Annotated in this window: 25 protein-coding genes; 18 read left to right on the forward strand and 7 right to left on the reverse strand. The window is 35.2% G+C overall.

Annotated features, from left to right (window positions below):
* Positions 1 to 34: 34 nt before the first annotated feature.
* Positions 35 to 481 (reverse strand): GatB/YqeY domain-containing protein, encoded by a 447-nt coding sequence (locus tag ACM9HF_RS17840; protein WP_473612459.1) that lies wholly within the window; start codon positions 479 to 481, stop codon positions 35 to 37.
* Positions 482 to 519: 38 nt separating this feature from the next.
* On the reverse strand, positions 520 to 735 hold the full coding sequence (gene rpsU, locus ACM9HF_RS17845) for a 30S ribosomal protein S21 (protein ID WP_076420232.1): 216 nt from the start codon (positions 733 to 735) through the stop codon (positions 520 to 522).
* Between the two features lie 218 nt (positions 736 to 953).
* Between rpsU and tsaD the strand changes: the two genes are divergently transcribed.
* Positions 954 to 1,979, forward strand: coding sequence for a tRNA (adenosine(37)-N6)-threonylcarbamoyltransferase complex transferase subunit TsaD (gene tsaD / locus ACM9HF_RS17850; protein ID WP_077341576.1), 1,026 nt, complete (start codon positions 954 to 956; stop codon positions 1,977 to 1,979).
* Positions 1,980 to 1,990: 11 nt separating this feature from the next.
* On the opposite strand, the gene plsY is transcribed toward tsaD, so the two are convergent.
* Positions 1,991 to 2,587, reverse strand: a complete 597-nt coding sequence (plsY, locus tag ACM9HF_RS17855) for a glycerol-3-phosphate 1-O-acyltransferase PlsY (protein ID WP_473618331.1) — start codon at positions 2,585 to 2,587, stop codon at positions 1,991 to 1,993.
* A gap of 251 nt (positions 2,588 to 2,838) precedes the next feature.
* Here plsY and folB point away from each other — a divergent pair, with 251 nt between their 5' ends.
* The 5 genes from folB (at position 2,839) to ACM9HF_RS17880 (ending at position 7,097) form a co-directional block, all read left to right on the forward strand.
* The gene (gene folB, locus ACM9HF_RS17860) at positions 2,839 to 3,195 is read left to right on the forward strand and encodes a dihydroneopterin aldolase (RefSeq protein WP_076420229.1); all 357 of its coding nucleotides are present in this window, start codon (positions 2,839 to 2,841) and stop codon (positions 3,193 to 3,195) included.
* The gene (gene folK / locus ACM9HF_RS17865; protein ID WP_473612470.1) at positions 3,195 to 3,698 is read left to right on the forward strand and encodes a 2-amino-4-hydroxy-6-hydroxymethyldihydropteridine diphosphokinase; all 504 of its coding nucleotides are present in this window, start codon (positions 3,195 to 3,197) and stop codon (positions 3,696 to 3,698) included. The genes folB and folK overlap by 1 nt, the downstream gene beginning before the upstream one ends.
* Before the next feature lie 5 nt (positions 3,699 to 3,703).
* On the forward strand, positions 3,704 to 4,516 hold the full coding sequence (locus tag ACM9HF_RS17870) for an undecaprenyl-diphosphate phosphatase (protein ID WP_473612474.1): 813 nt from the start codon (positions 3,704 to 3,706) through the stop codon (positions 4,514 to 4,516).
* A gap of 426 nt (positions 4,517 to 4,942) precedes the next feature.
* Positions 4,943 to 6,100, forward strand: coding sequence for an acyl-CoA dehydrogenase family protein (locus ACM9HF_RS17875; RefSeq protein ID WP_473612478.1), 1,158 nt, complete (start codon positions 4,943 to 4,945; stop codon positions 6,098 to 6,100).
* A gap of 148 nt (positions 6,101 to 6,248) precedes the next feature.
* Complete coding sequence (locus tag ACM9HF_RS17880; RefSeq protein ID WP_473612482.1) at positions 6,249 to 7,097, forward strand: co-chaperone YbbN; 849 nt, start codon at positions 6,249 to 6,251, stop codon at positions 7,095 to 7,097.
* A gap of 64 nt (positions 7,098 to 7,161) precedes the next feature.
* Here ACM9HF_RS17880 and msrA read toward each other — a convergent pair whose 3' ends face one another.
* Positions 7,162 to 7,701, reverse strand: a complete 540-nt coding sequence (gene msrA / locus ACM9HF_RS17885) for a peptide-methionine (S)-S-oxide reductase MsrA (protein WP_473612485.1) — start codon at positions 7,699 to 7,701, stop codon at positions 7,162 to 7,164.
* A 199-nt stretch (positions 7,702 to 7,900) separates the two neighbouring features.
* Between msrA and ACM9HF_RS17890 the strand changes: the two genes are divergently transcribed.
* Positions 7,901 to 8,119, forward strand: a complete 219-nt coding sequence (locus ACM9HF_RS17890) for a DUF3820 family protein (protein ID WP_473618332.1) — start codon at positions 7,901 to 7,903, stop codon at positions 8,117 to 8,119.
* A 112-nt stretch (positions 8,120 to 8,231) separates the two neighbouring features.
* Here ACM9HF_RS17890 and ACM9HF_RS17895 read toward each other — a convergent pair whose 3' ends face one another.
* From ACM9HF_RS17895 to ACM9HF_RS17905, 3 genes are read right to left on the reverse strand one after another with little or no spacing between them, the layout of a single operon-like run.
* A complete protein-coding gene (locus ACM9HF_RS17895) occupies positions 8,232 to 9,608 on the reverse strand; it encodes a sigma 54-interacting transcriptional regulator (protein WP_473612490.1) in 1,377 nt (458 codons plus the stop codon).
* Between the two features lie 3 nt (positions 9,609 to 9,611).
* Entirely contained in the window at positions 9,612 to 10,232 is a 621-nt protein-coding gene (locus tag ACM9HF_RS17900; RefSeq protein ID WP_473612494.1) for a hypothetical protein, read from the reverse strand.
* Positions 10,229 to 11,722, reverse strand: a complete 1,494-nt coding sequence (locus ACM9HF_RS17905) for a HAMP domain-containing sensor histidine kinase (protein ID WP_473612500.1) — start codon at positions 11,720 to 11,722, stop codon at positions 10,229 to 10,231. Before ACM9HF_RS17905 ends, ACM9HF_RS17900 begins: the two co-directional genes overlap by 4 nt.
* Positions 11,723 to 12,153: 431 nt before the next feature.
* Here ACM9HF_RS17905 and ACM9HF_RS17910 point away from each other — a divergent pair, with 431 nt between their 5' ends.
* The 11 genes from ACM9HF_RS17910 (at position 12,154) to rsmH (ending at position 20,967) form a co-directional block, all read left to right on the forward strand.
* The gene (locus ACM9HF_RS17910) at positions 12,154 to 12,459 is read left to right on the forward strand and encodes a hypothetical protein (protein ID WP_473612503.1); all 306 of its coding nucleotides are present in this window, start codon (positions 12,154 to 12,156) and stop codon (positions 12,457 to 12,459) included.
* A gap of 98 nt (positions 12,460 to 12,557) precedes the next feature.
* Entirely contained in the window at positions 12,558 to 12,857 is a 300-nt protein-coding gene (locus tag ACM9HF_RS17915; RefSeq protein WP_473612507.1) for a hypothetical protein, read from the forward strand.
* Positions 12,858 to 12,954: 97 nt separating this feature from the next.
* Positions 12,955 to 13,254, forward strand: coding sequence for an EF-hand domain-containing protein (locus ACM9HF_RS17920; RefSeq protein ID WP_473612511.1), 300 nt, complete (start codon positions 12,955 to 12,957; stop codon positions 13,252 to 13,254).
* Positions 13,255 to 13,353: 99 nt separating this feature from the next.
* Positions 13,354 to 13,671 (forward strand): EF-hand domain-containing protein, encoded by a 318-nt coding sequence (locus tag ACM9HF_RS17925; protein ID WP_473612514.1) that lies wholly within the window; start codon positions 13,354 to 13,356, stop codon positions 13,669 to 13,671.
* Positions 13,672 to 13,842: 171 nt separating this feature from the next.
* On the forward strand, positions 13,843 to 14,175 hold the full coding sequence (locus ACM9HF_RS17930; RefSeq protein WP_473612518.1) for a hypothetical protein: 333 nt from the start codon (positions 13,843 to 13,845) through the stop codon (positions 14,173 to 14,175).
* Between the two features lie 370 nt (positions 14,176 to 14,545).
* Positions 14,546 to 14,908, forward strand: coding sequence for a YcxB family protein (locus tag ACM9HF_RS17935; RefSeq protein WP_473612522.1), 363 nt, complete (start codon positions 14,546 to 14,548; stop codon positions 14,906 to 14,908).
* Positions 14,909 to 15,362: 454 nt separating this feature from the next.
* The gene (locus tag ACM9HF_RS17940; RefSeq protein ID WP_473612526.1) at positions 15,363 to 16,361 is read left to right on the forward strand and encodes a Fe(3+) ABC transporter substrate-binding protein; all 999 of its coding nucleotides are present in this window, start codon (positions 15,363 to 15,365) and stop codon (positions 16,359 to 16,361) included.
* 119 nt (positions 16,362 to 16,480) lie between these two features.
* Positions 16,481 to 18,109, forward strand: a complete 1,629-nt coding sequence (locus ACM9HF_RS17945) for an ABC transporter permease (RefSeq protein ID WP_473612531.1) — start codon at positions 16,481 to 16,483, stop codon at positions 18,107 to 18,109.
* The gene (locus tag ACM9HF_RS17950) at positions 18,106 to 19,218 is read left to right on the forward strand and encodes an ABC transporter ATP-binding protein (protein WP_473612535.1); all 1,113 of its coding nucleotides are present in this window, start codon (positions 18,106 to 18,108) and stop codon (positions 19,216 to 19,218) included. Before ACM9HF_RS17945 ends, ACM9HF_RS17950 begins: the two co-directional genes overlap by 4 nt.
* Before the next feature lie 321 nt (positions 19,219 to 19,539).
* Entirely contained in the window at positions 19,540 to 19,998 is a 459-nt protein-coding gene (gene mraZ, locus ACM9HF_RS17955; RefSeq protein ID WP_473612538.1) for a division/cell wall cluster transcriptional repressor MraZ, read from the forward strand.
* A 27-nt stretch (positions 19,999 to 20,025) separates the two neighbouring features.
* Positions 20,026 to 20,967: a 16S rRNA (cytosine(1402)-N(4))-methyltransferase RsmH gene (rsmH, locus tag ACM9HF_RS17960; RefSeq protein ID WP_473612542.1), complete on the forward strand. Its 942-nt coding sequence runs from the start codon at positions 20,026 to 20,028 to the stop codon at positions 20,965 to 20,967.
* Positions 20,968 to 20,981 lie beyond the last annotated feature (14 nt).

Raw genomic sequence — 20,981 nt, forward strand, 5'->3', positions numbered from 1 at the left:
TTTATTTTGAGACTTCCCTTGTGGGAATATAAAGTTAACTATTTAAAGTATTTCTTACTTGGCCGCTTACTGCGCCCAAATCTGCTTTACCTTGCATAATAGGTTTTAATATTGCCATTACTTTGCCCATGTCAGCCATTGAAGCTGCACCGGTTTCTGTTATTGCTTTATTAATTAAATCATTAATCTCATCTGCAGTGAAAGGTTGAGGTAAAAACGTATTTAACGCTTCAACTTCAGCCGCTTCTTTTGCAGCTAATTCATCTCGACCACCATCAGTAAACATTTTAATAGATTCTTTACGTTGTTTAACCATTTTAGTTAAAACGGCTAATACGTTTTCATCTGTTGCTTCTGTACCGTGATCTATTTCAGCTTGTTTAACAGCTGATATCGCCATGCGAATAACACCAAGACGTAATTTGTCTTTAGCTCGCATAGCAAGTTTCATTTCATCTTTTAGTTGACTAAGTAGACTCATAGGTTGACTCAGTTGACTGAAGTAAGTACTAAAATATCTTAGTACATACGAACGCGACGAGCGTTCTCACGAGAAACTTTTTTAGCAGCACGTTTTACAGCAGCGGCTTTTTTACGTTTACGTTCCCAAGTTGGCTTTTCATAACATTCGCGACGACGAACTTCTGAAAGGATACCGGCTTTCTCACATGAACGTTTAAAACGACGAAGTGCTACGTCAAACGGTTCGTTCTCTCTTACTTTAATTACTGGCATTTTTTTTGTTAACCTTTGTGTCTATTTAAATCTATAAAATTGGTAACCTTCTTAGCCTAAGCCTCGAAATCACCCGCTCTATCAAAAATTGGTGCCGTATTCTAAAGCCAACAGGTAAGTAAAGTAAAGTAATAATAACAATATGACACTTTAAATGGTGGAGAATTGCTTTTATCACAGGTAAAATTGCGCGCTTAACTTTTGAGGATTCTTTTTATATGCGTATTTTAGGTATTGAAACATCATGTGATGAAACAGGTATTGCTATTTATGATGACGAGCAAGGTATTATGGCTCATCGTTTATATAGCCAAATTGCTGTTCATGCGGATTATGGTGGAGTAGTGCCTGAGTTGGCGTCACGTGATCATGTGCGTAAAACTATTCCTTTAATTAAAGAAGTGTTAGCTGATGCTAATTTAACACCTAAAGATTTAGATGGCGTTGCTTATACTGCTGGTCCTGGTTTAGTGGGGGCGTTACTAGTTGGCTGTTCTATTGGACGAAGCTTGGCTTATGGTTGGGGAATACCCGCTGTGCCTGTTCATCATATGGAAGGGCATTTATTAGCACCAATGTTAGAAGACAATGTACCTGAATTTCCTTTTGTTGCTTTATTAGTTTCAGGCGGACATACCATGTTAGTTCGTGTAGATGGTATTGGGCAGTATGAACTTTTAGGTGAATCTGTTGATGATGCAGCAGGTGAAGCCTTTGATAAAACGGCTAAACTTTTGGGTTTAGATTACCCTGGTGGACCTGTTTTAGCGAAAATGGCAGAGAAAGGTGTTCATGGCCGTTTTGTATTTCCTCGCCCTATGACCAATAAACCGGGGTTAGATTTTAGCTTTAGTGGTTTAAAAACAGCAACGGGTACGGCTATTCGTGAAGAAAAAGCAAAAGGGACTATGGATGAACAAACACATGCTGATATTGCTTATGCATTTCAAGATGCAGTGATTGATACCATAGCAATAAAATGTAAAAGAGCATTAAAAGCATGCGACCTAAAGCGTTTAGTTATCGCTGGTGGTGTAAGTGCTAATACTGCGCTACGTGAAAAGTTAGCGGTTATTACTAAAAATTTAGGTGGTGAAGTGTTTTATCCTCGCCCTGAATTTTGTACCGATAATGGTGCCATGATCGCTTATGCTGGTTTGCAACGGTTAAAGTCGGGCGCAGAACAAGAGTTAACGTTTAAAGCTACACCACGCTGGCCGCTTGATACGCTTCCTGCAGTTTAATTTGTAGAGTGTTAGTTTTTTACTGATATTTTATTCTCTGTACCTTTAAGTAAGCGTTGAATGTTATCTTTATGTCTCATAATAACTAGTGCGCTTAACATAAGTACAGGGAATACATAAATGGGTTTGATCATCCATGTATATAAGGGGGCTAAGCTAACGGTTACAATAGCCGCTAAACTCGAATAGCGTGTAAGTTTAGCTACAATTAGCCAAGTACCAATTAATAGCCCTCCTAATGTAAAACCTAATGGTAATAAAACACCAAAAGCAGTTGCAACAGCTTTACCTCCTTTAAAACCAAAAAATATGGGGAACATATGTCCTAAACAAGCGGCAACTCCGATAAAACCAATATATAAGGGTTCTATGCCTAAAAAGTAAGCCCCCCAAACTGGAATAGCTCCTTTAATCACATCAAAAAATAAAACGAAAGCGGCAGTTAATTTATTGGTACTACGTAGAACATTGGTTGCGCCGGGATTATGTGAGCCAACATCACGAGGATCGGGTAAATGTTGAATTTTACATATTAAAATAGCACTAGAAATCGAGCCCGCTAAATAAGCGAGTACAATTATTCCTAATATTAAATAATAATGTGTAATGAGTTTTCTCTTAAAATATTGTTAAGTTAGTTATAAGTGAATCTAAAGCTATCTAATTATAGAAAACAACCGTAACACTAATGACCAAAGCCTAAAGATAGTTAATTATATTCTAAGACATTTCTGGTTTTTAATGATTTAGATAGGTAAAATTACGCCTAATAAATAATTTAATTGGTATTATGCATCAAATTAACTATTTGAAGTTATAACATAATCTAATTATGCCGTGTAATAAAGAGTTTTGAAATATGGATAAAGTTTGTATCGAAGGTTTAAGCATTCAAACCACTATTGGCTTTTATGAGTGGGAGAAGCAAATCAAGCAAACACTGATCATAGATTTAACACTCGGTTGGGATATATCCAAAGCAGCACTTAATGACGAATTAGCAAAAACATTAGATTACGCAAAAATTTCTGAAGACGTAGAAGTATTTGCTAATGCTAATCCCGTCGATTTAATTGAAACATTGGCGGAACGTTTAGCTCAGTACTTAATGAGCACTTACCAAATTCCGTGGTTAAAACTTAAAGTGGGTAAACCTGGTGCTGTTCATAACACTAAAACTGTTGGTGTTGAAATTGAAAGAGGCGTAATGGCTTAATGTCGTACCTTTATATTTCTTTAGGCAGTAATATAAATAGGGAATATCACGTTAAGCACGGCCTTACTGAACTTGCAAAAGTATTTGGTGCCTTAACGCTTTCTTCTTTGTATGAAAGTAAAGCCGTAGGTTTTGATGGTTCAGACTTTTATAACATGGTGATTGGTGTTGAAACATCAAAAACGATAGAAGAAGTTGCCAAGACGTTACGTACTATTGAATTTAAGTACGGACGAGAACAGCAAGCTAAAAAGTTTAGTCCACGTACTTTAGATTTAGACCTATTACTGTTTGATGAACTTATTCTCAATACACCAGCACAAATCCCCAGAGATGAAATTACAAAAAACGCTTTTGTTTTATGGCCGCTTGCTGAAATAGCTGAAAGCCTTAAACATCCTGTTACTAATCAATCGTATGGCCAGCTTTGGCAAAATTTTGATAAAGCGAGTCAGTCGATCACCCAAATACCATTTTCATGGTCACACATTATGGATAATTAAAATACATGAGTACTTTAGAAATATTTTTATTAGCTGTTATTCAAGGCTTTACTGAATTTTTACCTATCAGTAGTTCGGCTCATTTAATTTTACCTTCTGCTGTTTTAGGCTGGCAAGATCAAGGCTTAGCCTTCGATGTAGCAGTACATGTAGGTACTTTATTAGCTGTAGTGTTATATTTTAGAAAAGAAGTAGGCCGCATGGCTGTTGCGTGGGTTTCAACTATTACGCAGCGTAATAAAGAAACAGAAAGTAATTTTGATGGCACATTAGCTTGGTGGATTTTGTTCGCCACTATTCCTGCCGGCTTATTTGGTTTACTCGGTAAAGATATTATAGAAGAGTATTTACGTTCAGCCTTGGTGATTGCCGGAACAACCATTATTTTTGGTGTGTTACTTGGTTTTGCTGATGTTAAAGCTAAACAGAATGTAAGTATTGAAAAAATGGGCTTTAAAGGCGCTATGCTGATTGGTTTCGCACAAGCTATAGCGTTAATCCCTGGAACTTCCCGTTCAGGTATAACCATGACCATAGGTTTAATGTTAGGTTTAAGTAGAGAAAATGCGGCTAGATTCTCATTTTTATTATCAATTCCCGCAATTGCAATGGCCGGAAGTTACTTAACACTAAAACTTATTACTTCTGCTGATGCGGTTGACTGGAATGCGATAGGCTTAGGTAGCGTACTTGCTTTTGTTAGTGCATACGCCTGTATTCATTTCTTTTTAGTGTTACTTGATAAAATAGGTATGATGCCATTTGTTATCTACCGCTTAGTGTTAGGCTTTGGCTTATTGTGGTTTGTATTAGGTTAAAACTTAATTAACCTCAACTCGGGTTAATGAATGTTAGATAATGAATTAAAATTATTATTTATCAAAACCTTAATCTGTATCGTTGTTTTCCTAAGTTATATTAGTCTCTCAACATTGATATTTTTGTGTATAACAAGGCGAATTTTTCTATCTAATAGCTGGCTATTAGTAATAAATTCAACGAAGTTAGGCATAAAAATAGCTTGTTGAGTAACTTTGCTTATCCCGAGCTGAGGTTAATTATTGTTTAAGTTAAAAAAAACGTGCTTTTTAGCACGTTTTTTTATGGGGAAAATAAAATATAGCTCAAGTTTAGTTTTTAAGGGTAAGTTTACGTTAACGTAAAATATTTAATGAATGTTGTTCATTCTTTGATTACACTATAAATAGAGATTAACGAAAATATTAACGAGATAGAGGGCTCTTATGGATTTATCATTAACTGAAGAACAAGCCATGATCCAAGACATGGCAAAGAAGTTTGCAGAGTCAGAACTTGCACCTGTGGCTGCACAACTTGATGAAACCTATGATGAAACTTTATTTTTAAGTAATATTAATAAACTCTCCGAATTAGGCTTTATGGGTTTAAATGTTAAAGCCGAATACGGTGGAGTTGAAGCTGGCGCTGTGTCATTTAGCTTAGCAATAACAGAACTAGCCAGAGCTTGTGCGTCTACAGCGGTTACAACATCAGTAACCAACATGGTGGCAGAAGTTATCCAATCCATTGGTAATGAAGAGCAAAAGCAAAACTACTTACCTAAATTATGTAGTGGTGAATACCGCGCTGGTGGCTTTTGTTTAACAGAAACAATGGCAGGTTCAGATCCTGCAGGTATGAAAACCACAGCAGTAAAAGCAGGTGATGGATACGTTTTAAATGGCACAAAAGTTTATATTACCAGTGCTTCGTTTGCCGATATTTTTGTGGTTTGGGCTGTTACTGATTCATCAGCAAAAAAAGGTAAAGGGATTTCTTGCTTTCTAGTTGAAGCAAATACTCCCGGTATTACCATCAGTAAACGAGAAGACAAAATGGGTCAAAAGGCTTCTCCTACCAATCAAGTTATTTTTGAAAATTGCCGTATTCCAGCAACAGCACTTATGGGACAAGAAAACCAAGGTTTTTCTATTGCAGTAAGTGAATTAGCGGGGGGGCGTATTGGTATAGGTTCACTTGCTTTAGGTATCGGTTTAGCGGCTATGGATTATGCGCGCGAATACATTGTAGAGAGAAAACAATTTGGTCAATCATTGTCTAACTTTCAAGGATTACAATGGAAGTTAGCGGATCGATATACTGACTTAGAAGCTGCTCGTTTATTATTAATGCAAGCTGCAGATAACAAAGATAAAGGCTTACCTTTTAGTACTTCAGCCTCGATGGCTAAATACTTTGCCACCGAAAAAGCTAATACAGCCTGTTACGACGCTTTACAAATTATGGGCGGAGCAGGTTATATTAAAGAGTACCCATTAGAGCGTTTCGCAAGAGATGTTCGGGTAACGTCTATTTATGAAGGTACAAGTGAAATTCAAAAAGTGATCATTTCAAGATCATTGCTTAGCGAAGTTAGCTAATACGTATAGCTTGATAAGCTTTTTATTTATCCCATTATTATCTTAAGGTTAAAACAATAACTTTTTCACATATAGTTATTGTTTAAACCTTGTATCTTTAAGGTTCGCCCCAAAATATTGAGTAATATTGTTTTACTTGGAAATATCAATGAGCTCAAATATCGTTGCCATCACATTAGAAAACTTCCAACAAGTTGTTTTAGAAGAATCAAAATCAAAGCTTGTTCTTGTCAGTTTTTGGGCTGAGCAAGTGCCTGAAAGTATTGAATTACGAGATGTATTAACAGCAAAAGTGTCATTATTCCCTGACCATATGGTACTCGCTACGGTTGATTGCCAAACACAAGGCCAAATCGCTCAGCAGTTTGGTGTTCAAGGTTTGCCTACAGCTGTTTTAGTAAAAGATGCACAGCCAATTGACGGGCTGTCAGGCCCTCAAACAGAAGAACTAGTACAAGCCTTTTTAGATAAACATTTACCTAAAGTTGAAGATACATTATTAAATGAAGCTAAGTTAGCTTTAGTGGAAAATGATATAAATAAAGCATACACAGCTGCATCACAGGCTTACCAAATAGACAGCGAAAGAGCTGATATTAAAATTGTTTATGCCGATGCCTCTATTCAATTAGGTAAGGTGGCCGATGCTGAAGCCGTTTTAGCTACGATTACACTAGTCGATCAAGATAGTGCTTATCAAGCCGTTATGGCTAAGCTTGAATTAGCGACACAAGCTGCTGAATCACCAGAAATTAAAGCATTGGAAGCACAGCTTGAAAGTGAACCTGATAACGATGAAATAAAACATAAGTTAGCAGTACAATATTCTCAAGTTAACCGTAACGAAGAAGCCCTTGAGATACTGTTTAGATTAGTACAAAAAGATATGTCTAACACTACAAGTAAAGAGTTAATGTTAGATGTGTTGAAAGTACTACCAGACGGCGATTCGTTAGCCACTAAATATAGAAGAAAGCTTTATACTTTGATGTATTAAAAACTGTATTTTATGACGCAATAAAAAGCCACGCTATTTTACTAATAGCGTGGCTTTTTAAGTATTACTTTAATTTATCAACAAAAGTCTTTTTAAATTTAGCCAGTTTAGGGGCCACTACGGCTTGGCAGTATGGGTTTTCTGGATTGCGATTGAAATAGCCTTGATGCATATCTTCACCTGAGTAAAACTCAGATTTTGCAGTAACTTCTGTTACTACGGGAGCAGGCCAAATGTTATCTTGATTGATCTCGTCAATAATACTTAAAGCCGCTTGTTGTTGTTCTTCAGTATGAAAAAAAACACCAGAGCGATATTGAGTGCCGGTATCATTACCTTGTCTGTTTAATTGCGTAGGATTGTGCAGCGCAAAAAATATTTCTAATATTTCACGGTAGCTGATAACGCTAGGATCATAAGATAATTGCACAACTTCAGCATGGCCTGTAGTGCCAGAACAAACTTGTTCATAGGTTGGATCACTAGTTTCTCCCCCCATATAACCCGATACAGCACTTTCAACACCTTTAACGTTATTGAAGGCTGATTCGATACACCAAAAGCAGCCGCCCGCTAATGTTGTTTGTTCAATTGTAGTTGTCATGTTGTTATTGCCTGTTTACATATTTAAGAAGAGAATTAGAAGTAAGTTATTTTATACTAAGTTGATTTATTAACTGCTCATTTTAATCATTAAAAAGTAGACCACATATTTAATCAAATTGGTATTATATAGAAAGCGATAGGTATAATAAAAATATAAGTGTTAGATTATTGCAGTGAATAAAATTTAAGAGAACAACATCGTGTCAGATCAACAAAAATTAGTAGAAGCTGTTAATCAAGTTATGCCCTTTGGAAAATATGCAGGAAGAAAGTTACTTCAATTACCAGAACCTTATTTAGTCTGGTTCCACGGTAAAGGTTTTCCTGAAGGGAAGTTAGGTGAGCAACTCGCATTAATGTATGAAGTGAAACTTAATGGCTTAGAAAATATGTTACAGCCATTACTAAAAGATTAAATCTAGACCCATCCCATTAAATTATCGCTAAGCGGGCAATAAATATTATTGAGGTGAGTAATACCATTCTCACTCATGAGGTTGGTATTGCTCAGTGATCAGTTATCAGTGATTAGGGGTCTTCAGACCTAAAAGCTTCTGCAGTTAAATGATGACGATTGAGTAACTTATAAAACTCAGTTCTATTTCGTTGTGCTATTTTAGCGGCTTTAGATACATTACCTGCAGTAATTTGTAGTAACTTAGCTAAATAATCTCGTTCAAATTTGTCTTTTGCTTGTTGAAAAGAGGGTAAAATAGTCGTTTTGTCTCGCAAAGCATTTTTAACCAGCGTTTCACTAATGAGTGGTTCTGTTGATAACGCGACACTTTGCTCAACAATATTTTGTAATTGTCTGATATTGCCCGGCCAAGGTGCGCTGATCAGTAATTCCATTGCCTCTTGAGAAAACCCTTTAATATCAGCATCAATTTTCTCAATAACATTATTTAGAAAGTGCTGAGTAAGCAGTGGAATGTCTTCACGCCTTTCAGATAACGGCGGTAACTCTAATTCAACTACATTAAGGCGGTAGTACAAATCTTCTCTAAACGTTTGATCAATAATGGCTTGCTGTAAGTTTTTATGAGTTGCCGCAATAATACGAACATCAACCTTTATCGATTGTGTGCTACCTACAGGGCGCACTTCTCGTTCCTGTAAAGCTCTTAATAACTTTACCTGAAAGTTCATTGGCATATCGCCAATTTCATCTAAAAATAATGTGCCACCATCGGTTGCTTGAAATAAACCCACATGATTTTTTTCAGCACCGGTAAATGCGCCTTTTGTATGACCAAAAAGCTCAGACTCTAAAAGTTGTTCAGGAATTGCAGCACAGTTAATCGCTGTGAATTTTTTATCATATCGAGAACTTGCTTGATGAATAGCATTAGCTAGAAGTTCTTTACCTGTACCACTTTGGCTGTGAATTAAAATGCTAAAATCACTTTTTGCTATTTGTTTGGTTTGGTCTAATAACGCAGCCATTACTGTACTACGGCTAATAATGTTTTTACGCCACAGTTCACTTTGTTCAGGGTTGTCTATATCGATGGGTTGTAACCGAATAGCTTGAGAAACCGTATCAAGTAGTTCTTTACTTTCAAAAGGTTTCGTTAAAAAGCTAAAAACCCCTTGTTTAGTTGCGCTAATAGCGTCTGGAATTGTACCGTGTGCGGTTAAAATAATAACGGGCATACTTGGATATTGCTGACGTATTTGTTCAAATAACGCCATGCCGTCCATACCTTCCATGCGTAAATCGCTGATAACAAGTTGCGGGTGAAAACTCTTTAATTTTCCTAAGGCAACTTTAGCATTTTCTGCTGATTCAACTTTATAGTTGGCAGCTGAAAGTCGAATACCTAATAAGCGTAATAAATGAGGATCATCATCAACAATCAGGATATTTCCATTAACAGGGCTAGTTGGGGTAGATTCATTCATAAGTTATTTCCCATGTTCGTTAATGTTTTTTTCTATACGGTGTAGCTGATTTATTTGTTCTTCAAGCATTTGTACTTTCTGCTGTAATTCTGTTATTTCTTTAGTGTTTTCTACAAGTTTTTTGTCTTTAATACCTGATTTTTTTTGTAAAGCCGACAACATATTTTGTGCGTTGTTAAACTGTACTTTTATGTCGTTTTGTTTTTGTCTGGTTAACAGTTGTTCGTTTAATAAATCTCTCAGCAAGGTAATGAGTGCTAAATTTGTCGGGTTGTAACGAGACTCCACATATTGCAGCTGTAGTTCATTTAATATGGTTTTAGCTGTGTAAGGATTGTAAATAGGGGATTGAGGTAAGCTATGTAATAACAACACGTATATATCAGCATCGGGGCTTCTAACGTCTTGATTCTTCTTTTGTTGTTCAATTTCTTGCAATAACTCATCATTATCTAATGTTTTTAACCACAGGTAATAATCACCATAAGTTGGAATATTAGTGTTTTTGGGAGGGGTTATTTCACAAGCTGATATGCTAAGTAATAAGACAACTAAACATAAAGATTTGATATGCTTGGCTTTCATCCAATTAAGGGATACTTGTTTTTTGTTATTTAAGCTCATAATTTATTTTCCAATGAAAATGCTCGGGGTATTTTTAACGTAAAAGTGGTTCCACTCGGTGCTTGCGTTTTACTTGATACGCTAATGTTGCCATTAATACGCATTAATAATTCTTTTACTATGGTTAGTCCTAAGCCGCTGCCTTTAATTTCATTTCCTTGAGGGGCAGGGCCTTGATAAAAAGCATCAAATACTTTAGTCATAACTTGTTCGTTTAATCCCATACCTTGATCGCTAAGGGTTATAATTAATTGTTCATTATCTAATGTCGTGGTGATGGAAATAGCGCTGTTTTCAGGAGAGTATTTAATCGCGTTAGATAATAAATTATCTAAAATTACCCCTAATTGTTTTGCGTTACTGTATATCGCAATGTTATCTAGAGATGTTTGTATATTGAGAGCTTTTCTTTTTATATCAAGCTTTCGTTCATTTAAAACATTTGAGATTAAATGAGAAACAATAAGTTTTTCTGAATCTTGTAGACTTGTTGAATCTAACACTATATTGAAATCTAATAAGTCTTCAATTAAGCGTTGTAGCCTTGAAACACTGGTTCTTATAATGTCGCTAATTTCTTGTTGATCAGGATTAAGAGCACCTACGCTGTTATCGTATAATAATTCAGTTCCTTCTCTTATAGCGGCAAGCGGGGTTTTTAGTTCGTGGGATATATGCCTAATAAAACTCGACTTTTGTAATTCAAGCGCATGTAGCCTAGTTCGCATGACTTCAAGTGCGTCAACAATTTCATTGACTTCGGGTGAGCTTTTAAGGTTAATTTTGTGTTCAAAATTTCCTTGTTCTAATTGTTGTATTTGAGCGATTAATTTCTTTAATGGTTTGGTAATGATAATTATAAAAAATATGGCAATAAGAATGGTCACAGGAATGATGAGTAAGCTATTCAACATAGTTTGACGCACTGTTTTAGCTGACGTTTTCACATTTCTAGCTTGATTGTATATAAGCTCGTTACTACGTTGGTTTATGCGTTGGTTAGTTTTAGCTAAAAGTTTGAATTGGTCTTGTAACTGAGTTAAGTACAAGGTTTGATTGTTATCGGGCGATAATAAGGTGTTGATCACCCTGATTTCATTAAGGAACTGTTCACTTATTTTTTTTAATTGGGCATCGTGATGATTAATTAAGCTTTTACTGATCAGGTTTAATAATATTTCTTCTTCAGCAAAATAGTTATTTGTGAGTTCTTTATTTTTTAAAACTATCGACTGACTTGCATACCTTTCCATTTTTACCAACAACTCACTGAGTTGCTTTGTGGTTTCTGTAAACTCTGCCGCATTAAAAATAGCGTCTTCACTTTGATTAGATAACTGATTAATTTGCGCAGCACTATAAAGTAGCGCTGCAACGAGTGGTAAAGCAACGAGTGAAAATCCCAATAATGTGAGCTTTTTAATAGAAAGCGTTTCTAACCCTAATATTTTTTTTATGTGAAAAAAGTTAGATGAAGATGTATTGCTCACTGTATTTGTAATCCTTTGATTTTTAATTGTGATAACGGGTATACACCCATCTTTTAAGGGAAATAGGCATAGAACGCAATAGTGTCTCTAATTGGATACATGGGGTTTTTGTTGTTATTTTTAGTTTAACTATTTGTTTTTAATGATTTATTTTTTTTGCCGGTGTTTTGTGAATCGATTAAAATATTATAATTTTATTTAAGTGTCTCATAAAGGAGACACTGTTTTAAATGTTAATGAAATAATTCTTTTAAAAACAATAACTTAAAAGTTGGTACGACTTGTGCAATACCTTCGTCGGTTATAGTGATATGTGATTGTTATCTACCACTAAGTAAATAACGTAATGTTTACTGAAGAGATAAGAATCCTAATTCGCACTATTAATTTTAAATCTTATTGAATTTAAATTTTATTGAAAAGGAATCATTATGAATAACGTAAGTTTAGTTAAAGTTACTTTAGGTGTTGCATTTGCAGCTGTTGCTACTTTTATCGTAAATGCGAATGATACAGTTGCTGACATAAAAAATGAAATAGCAGCAGAAACTACTGCGTCAATGCAAAGCCCGTCATTTTCAGATCTTTTATCAACTTTCGATGCTGATGAAAACGGTTCATTAAGTGAAAGCGAATTGTCTTCAAGCGCACTTCAGTCTGACTTTTCAAGTATTGATACAGATGGCGATACAAACATCAGTGAAGACGAATTCAACGCTTATGTAGCATCAAAATAATAGAGATACATCATTAATAGCACATAGCTTTTCTTATTTTCCCCCAGCTTTGTGCTTGATTAAATCACTTTACAAATTTTTATATATGAGGAATTAGAATGACTAACTTAACAAAAATAATTTTAGGTACTGCATTTGCAGCAGTTTCAACTTTTAGTGTAAATGCATATGAGATCCTTCCAATGGAAACAGATGAAGAAATAATTGAAACGGTTCCTGCTGAAGCTGTTGATAGTTTTTCACAGCTGTTATCTGCATTTGATACTGATTCAAGCGGCGCTTTAAGTGAAAGTGAATTGTCGTCAAGCGCGCTTCAATTAGATTTTTCAAGTATTGATACTAATGGTGATACCAACATCAGCGAAGACGAATTTAACGCTTATGTAGCATCAAAATAACACTAAACATCATTAATAGGCGCTAGCTTTTCGTTGTTTTCTTTAGCTTAGCGTTCTATTAAATCATTTTACAAATCTTTATAAATGAGGAATTACAATGACTAACTTAACAAAAATGATTTTAGGTGCTGCATTTGCAACAGTTACAACCTTTAGTGTAAATGCATACGAGATCCTTCCAGTAGAAACAAATGAAGAAGTTACTAAAAATGCTCCTGTATTAGCTGTTGATAGCTTTTCACAATTATTATCAGCATTTGATGCTGATGAAAGCGGTACTTTAAGCCAAAGTGAGTTGTCTTCAAGTGCACTTCAGTTAGATTTTTCAAGCATTGATACTGATGGTGATACAAGTATCAGTGAAGCTGAGTTTAATACTTATATTGAATCAAAATAGTTTACGATTTTATTTATGAGTGCCTGACTTTTATTAATTTATCTGTTTGGCACTTTTGATATTACGTGAAAATTTAAATTTTTTAAAAGAGAGATAACCATGACAGCGATTAACTTAGCAAAAATTATTTTAAGTGTTGCGTTTGCAACTGTTGCAACTTTTAGCGTGAATGCTAATGAAATTCTTCCTGAACAAGCTGAAGCTACAATCGAAAGTTCAGCATCATTACAAGCTGAAACTTTTTCTCAACTATTATCAGCGTTTGATGCAGATAAAGATGGTGCTTTAAGCGAAGTTGAATTATCTACAAGCAATAATGATGCGCTTAAAATTGCCTTTAAAAATCTTGACGCAAATGAAGATGCTACTATTAGTGAAGATGAGTTTAGTGCTTATATTAGTCAAAAGTTAGATTGATAATTTGAAGCGGTTGGGTCTTCTTCCTCTTGAGGTTCAATCGTTTTTTCTTATTTATAAACAACTACTTAGGATTCTTTGTTAATCCACTTACGCCGACTGAGTTCCCAACTTTTTCAGTCGGCTTTTTTAGAAACGTATTATAGCGCTAATATATAAAGGGTTAAGAAAATGCAAGAAAATCTGATAGAAGATACAACGCAACACATAACACGATATATTGAATTGAATAATTGGATATTTGAAATAAAAAGTATTAAAGCCATCAAAGTTGAAAAGTACGGTGAGCCATATAGTGCAACGGCTAATTTGTGCATAAATAATGACAATGCTTTTGTTGATGGTGTAATGACACGTGATCAAACGGATTTAGATAAAGAAGATTATGTTACTTTTAAAGCATTATGTAAAAAGCTTGGTATTACTAAAGTTAAATTTGATGATTTTACCAATCAAACCTTTTTTGCTATGCAAGCAGATAATAGGTCAGTGAATATTGCATAACCCTTGTTGAGTAAATTAAATTATAACGTATGTAATAAGGAATTTTCATGAATGTTATAAAAAGTAGAACAACCACATTATTTTTAAAAAAAGCTCACCTTATCAATTATTAGTAAGGCTTGTTTGTAATAAAACACGCCTTATTTTAAATTACTTATTATTGCTATCATCTCACGTCACTTAACGATAAAATAACGTTTTATCCTTATAAAACTTATCAAAAAACATGACGACGCCATTCTCATATTCTCATACATTTATTCTAGATAAAGCGCATTTTAACGAATGTTACAGTCAGTCGGTTGTAAATGACCAGTCTATAAAAGCCTATTTTAAAGCCATAATATTAAGTCTGTTTGGTATACTTCTTGTGTTATTTAGTGATGTAAATCCTTACGCCGCTTGGTTTGTATTTGCGTTAGGTGTGTTAGAAGCTGTTAGTATATATTACCGTCAAGCTTGGTGGGTAATGCGTCAATTATTAGGTAAATCAGCTAAAGGCGAAGTTACATTGATAGTTGATGAAAAGGGTATTACAACAGATTCTTTTTATATAAAAAGCATGGTGTTATGGGAAAATATTTCAGCCTTTAAAAAAACGCCATTAGGTTGGGTTATTAGTCATGAAATGGGCAATAACTATATTTCTGATAGTTGTTTGTCTTCTCAAGCCTCCGATATGTTTATTCAACGTCAAGCATCCTTTAATGCCAAACAGACAAAAGAAAGTTAAACAATACTATCTTTACCGATTAAGTGCTTCTTTGATGGGGTTAAAAATAATTTAAGCAATATTATTAACTCTAGCAAATTGGCATGTAGTTATAGCAAGTTGATTCATTAACTGCTCATTTTCTCTCATAAAAAAGTAGCTCACTTATTTCACCAAATTTTTATTATGTTTGGTTTGGAGCGCAAAATCACTTCTTCGTTAGTGCTTTTTATAAGGGAACGACCATCATTACAAAGCACTGCCTTGAATTGATATCGCTCAAGCACTCTGAAATAGCCTCTTGATTGGCAACGGGTATATATAAAATAAGCTGTAATTTTAGACTGTACTAGTCGGTATTGTTTAGGTTGAAGTTTTGTTACAAATTATAAATGAGAATTATTCTCAAACCTATTGTTGTACGATATAATCATTTTATTCAATTGGGTTAAATAAATTTATCAGGTAAATATTTATGTTAAAAAAATTAGTGAGTGTTTTGGCCTTCACGGCTTGTTTTGCTGTTAATGCTGCACAAGAAGTTAATGTGTATTCGTATCGTCAGCCTTTTTTAGTTGAACCTCTTTTTAAGACGTTTACTGATAAAACCGGTATTAAAGTGAATGTTGTATTTGCTAAAAAGGGTATGGCTGAACGTTTAAAGCGTGAAGGTAAACATAGCCCCGCTGATATTTTATTAACAACAGATATCAGTCGATTAATTGAATTAAAAGATAATGGCTTATTACAAGCGGTTAATTCTAAAAACCTTGAAGAAGCTGTTCCTGCTCAATATCGTTCTGCTGATGATACATGGTTTGCATTAACAACACGCGTAAGAAATATTTATTCAGCTAAGCGTTTAGGGAAAATCGATTTTAATTATGAAGATTTAGCAAAACCCGAATGGAAAGGGCGAGTATGTACGCGTAGTGGCAAGCACCCATATAATGTGGCTTTAGTTGCTTCAATGATTGCTGAACATGGTGAAGCAGGAACATTAGCTTGGTTAGAAGGCGTTAAAAGTAACTTAGCACGAAAGCCTCAAGGCAACGATCGTGGTCAAGTTCAAGCCATTAATCAAAAGCTATGTGATGTATCTTTAGGTAATAGCTATTATTTTGGTAATATGCTTACCGATGAAAAACAAAAAGTGTGGGCTGATAGTGTTTACATTAACTTTCCTAATCAAAGTAACCGTGGCGCACATGTGAATATTTCGGGTATGGCAATGGCGAAATACGCACCTAATGAAGATAATGCTAAAGCGTTAATGGAATTTTTAGTGTCAGTGCCTGCTCAACAGTTATATGCTGAAACAAATATGGAATACCCAGTAAGAAAAGGTGTTAATGCATCTAAACTTGTTGCATCGTGGGGAGAGTTTAAAGCTGACAAGTTACCTCTTGAAGTGATTGCTGAACATAGAAAAACTGCTTTAAAACTTTTAGACAAGGCGAAGTTTGATTTATAATCCGTTTCATTACTACATTGATTTTTTCGTCTCTAGAAATGATCAATAAAGCGGGATTGAAATAATCCTCTATCTGTAGGTAGAGGAATTAATTAAGAATAAAATGGCAGTATAATATTGTGATATCGGGTAACCGCAGCAAGGTTTGGCAAATAGTTAGCTGGGCTACCGCAAGTGTATTAGTACTGCCAATTTTTATAATGCTAATGAGTGGCTTTAGTGCCACTACTGAATTATTCTCCCATTTATGGGACACGGTTTTACCTACTTACGTTTTAAACACCTTGTATTTAGCCATTGTTGTAGGCACCTTATCCATTTTTTTCGGTGTAATATCTGCCGCTCTTATTACTCAAACTAACCTTAAAGCAAAAAACATTTTAAGATGGCTATTAATGCTACCTTTAGCAATGCCAGCTTACTTAGTTGCTTATTTATATACGGATTTATTTGATTATGCAGGCCCAGTTCAACGTTACCTAAGAGATTTTTTTGGCTGGCAGTCACCTGCAGACTATTGGTTTTTTGATATAAGAACCTTATTCGGGGCTGGTATTGTTATTTCACTGGTTTTATTTCCTTATATTTATATGCTGGCGCGTACAGCGTTTGAACAGCAAGATCAAAACCTGCATCGAGCAAGTCGTTTGTTAGGGCTTACTACCTTTCAAACCTTTTATAAAGTTTGTTTACCTTTGGCCAGGCCAGCCATTGCTATTGCAGTGAGTTTAGTACTGATGGAAACCTTAGCTGACTTTGCGACAGTACAGTATTTTGCTGTAAATACATTAACTACCGCTGTGTACGATACATGGTTAGGTTATGGTGATTTATCAACAGCTAATGCTTTAGCAAGCTTATTAACCTTAATGGTGTTTTTTGTTATTTTATTTGAACAAAAAGCACGAATGAAACAAAGGCATCAATCAAATAGACCAACACGTGGCAATCACATTATTGTGCTATCTATATCACAACAATTTTTTGCAAGCTTATTTTGTTGGGGGTTAGCTGTATTCGGATTTTTGCTTCCCATGTTTTTACTTGTGTTAATGGCGTTGGAGTATGCAACGGTTGAACAACTTGATGTACTTATATCTACAGGATTCAACAGTATTGAACTTGCTATTTACACGGCAACTATTGCTACACTTATTGCTATAGTACTTGTGCTTTATAAGCGTTTACATCAAGATAAATATAAAGCGGTACCTCTTAACGTTTCTGGATTTGGTTATGCTATTCCAGGTACTGTTCTCGCAATGGCGATGTTAGCGACTTTTGGGCCATTAGACGGTTTCATCAATGAAATGGCCGTTAAAGTGGGCATAGAAGAACCGGGCCTTATATTATCAGGCACTATTTTTGCCATAGTATTTGCATTTGTGGTTCGATTTTCAGCTATTGCCAACGGTACTATTTCTGGTGGGGTTGAGCAAATATCACAATCGATTGATTTAGCACCACCTAGTTTAGGCGTAAAACAGCTAAAGAGTATTTTAACGGTACATATTCCTTTACTTAAATCATCAATTTTTATCGCTTGGTTATTGGTTTTTGTTGAAGCAATGAAAGAACTACCTGCTGTGTTATTATTGCGTCCTTTCAATTTTGATACCCTAAGTACGCAAATATATCAGCTAATTTCGGATGAAAGGCTTGAACAGGGCGCTATTGGTGCGATTTTAATTGTAGCATTTGGTTTGATCCCTATTATTTGGCTAAATAAAAATGAGGATAAAGTGTGACCAGCATAATAGATATTCGTCAATTACAGGTGAAGTTACAGCAAAAATCTATTTTGTCTGGTATCAGCTTTACTCTTGAAGCCGGCGAAATATTAGGATTGGTAGGTCCAAGTGGTTGCGGTAAAACCACTTTGTTAAATACTTTGGCCGGTTTTATTGAGCAAGACCATGGCGATATTACTGTTGGTAATGCATTACTGATTAATAAACAAAATAGAGTGCCACCAGAGCAACGTAATATAGGCATGATCTTTCAAGACTACGCGTTGTTTCCTCACTTAACCGTTGAAAAAAATATAGGTTTTGGTTTAGATAAACTGTCAAAAGCCGCTAAGCAATCAAGAATTGATGAGCTTCTTACTTTATTAGAACTGCAAGAGCTTGGCCAGCGCTACCCGCATCAGTTATCAGGGGGACAGCAGCAGCGTGTAGCTATTGCAAGAGCATTAGCACCTCAACCACAGATATTGTTATTAGATGAGCCTTTTTCAAATATTGACGCACGTTTACGTAATGAATTGATGATAGAGATTCGTCAATTACTTAAGTCCTTAAATATGACTGCGATTTTTGTCACTCATAACAAAGATGAAGTTTTTACTTTTGCCGATAAAATTGCCGTTATGTATGAAGGACAAATATTGCAATTGGGTTCGCCTATTCATGTCAGTCAACAACCTAGCAGTTGGCAAGTGGCAGATTTTCTTCAATTAGGTAGCTGGCTTCCTTTTCAATTAAAAGAGAGTGCGGGTAAAAAGCTAGCAGAAACTGCAATAGGCGCAATTGAACTTACCAGTGAGCAAAGTCATGTTAATAAGTCATCAACTAAAAATGTAAATAATAGCGGTAAACAATTATTGTTAATTAAGCCGAAAGAAGTCGAAGTTAACACTGACACTAATTTTGATGATAATCCTTACAATAAACCTAATGTTGTTGTTAATCACATTGGTATTACTGAATATGGCTACCATTATATAGTGAACAGCATAGATAATTCGCCAGAATTAAACTTTGAGCGCTTGAGTTTTTATCACGAACAAGTATTTGCTATAGGGCAGCAGCTTTCGATTTGTATAAAACATCATCAATATTTAACCTTTCAATGAAATAAAATGTAGCACTTAATTTGGATCCACACTATTAAAAATAAAAATGGGAATTTACCCCCTATTTTTAATTTTACCTCTCACATATTGTATAAAATCTGATTAAAAATTTTAATTTCCAGTAAAAATAAGGGCTGTAGATCCACAAAAGCCCACATTTTCATAAACTTCCCTTAAAGCCTTTATTTTATTGAGATCTAGGGGGATCAATTTACTGATTCTTTGCTTGACATAACCTTGTATTCCTATCTAAACTGTCTAATGTGGATAAAAGTGGGAAAAAGTGGATCAAATTAGATTCACCCAACAAAAGACAGGTTTATGTTTAGAGGCACCAGCTCAATCACATTAGATAGCAAAAATAGGATCACGATACCTACAAAGTATCGTGAAGAACTATTTGCTGATTGTGCAGGAAAAATGGTGTGTACAGTAGATATTCAGCATCCTTGTTTATTGCTTTATCCAATACATGAATGGGAAGAAATAGAATTAAAATTGTGTGAATTGTCGAGTATGAATCCTCAAGAACGTCTTGCTCAACAAAAGTTATTGGGTAATGCCTCAGATTGCGAAATTGATAAAAGTGGGCGATTACTGATCAACGGACCTTTAAGACAGCACGCAAGTTTAGAAAAAAATATTATTTTAGTCGGCCAGTTGAAAAAATTTGAAATTTGGAGTGAGCAAGCTTGGCAAATGCAAATGCAACAAGACATTAGCGAAATGCAAGCGAGCGATATTCAGCTTACAGAAAGATTACTCGATTTGTCTTTATAGCAATAAACATACGGTTATTAAATAAAAATGCAAATAGATAATTCACACATTTCAGTATTGCTCAATGAAGCAGTTAATGGACTAGCTATCAAACCAGACGGTGTTTATATCGACTGTACCTTTGGTCGTGGCGGACATTCAAGCCTGATACTTTCACATCTCTCCGAATCGGGACGATTAATTGCAATCGATCGCGATTTAACCGCAATTGCAGCAGCAGAAAAGTTTGCAGATGATCCACGTTTTTTAATTGAACACAGTGGTTTCGCTGATTTAGAAGATATTGCGGCTAAACATGAATTATTAGAAAAAGTTGACGGAATTTTATTAGATTTAGGTGTTTCATCACCACAACTTGATGATGCCGATCGTGGTTTTAGTTTTATGAATGATGGTCCATTAGATATGCGAATGGACACCAGTAAAGGTCAAACAGCAGCTGAATGGATAGCTGTAGCTGATGTTGAAGATATTACTTGGGTACTGAGAACCTTTGGTGAAGAAAAACATGCATGGAAAATAGCCAATGCGATTGTAGATACACGCGAAGAAACACCTTTCACGCGTACCTCAGAACTCGCTAAATTAATTAAAACGGTTGCTCCACAAAGAGAAATTAAAAAGCACCCAGCAACACGCAGTTTTCAAGCTATTCGTATGTACATTAACAGCGAGCTTGAGCAAATAGAAAAAGTGCTTGCGGCGTCATTGTCGGTACTGGCAGAAGAAGGTCGATTAGTGGTTATTAGCTTCCATTCGTTAGAAGACCGTCTAGTTAAACAATTTATGAGAAAACACTCTCAAGGTAAGCAAGTACCTAGAGGCTTACCTATTAGTGAAGCTGAATTACAAAAAGGTAAAAAATTATCACTTATCGGTCGAAAATTAAAACCAAGTAAGGATGAGTTGGAAGTTAATAATAGATCGAGAAGCTCTGTATTAAGAATCGCTCAGAGACTTCCAAGATAAGTGAGATGCAATAA

It is taken from the genome of Colwellia sp. RE-S-Sl-9 (assembly GCF_048296855.1).
GTDB lineage: Bacteria > Pseudomonadota > Gammaproteobacteria > Enterobacterales > Alteromonadaceae > Pseudocolwellia.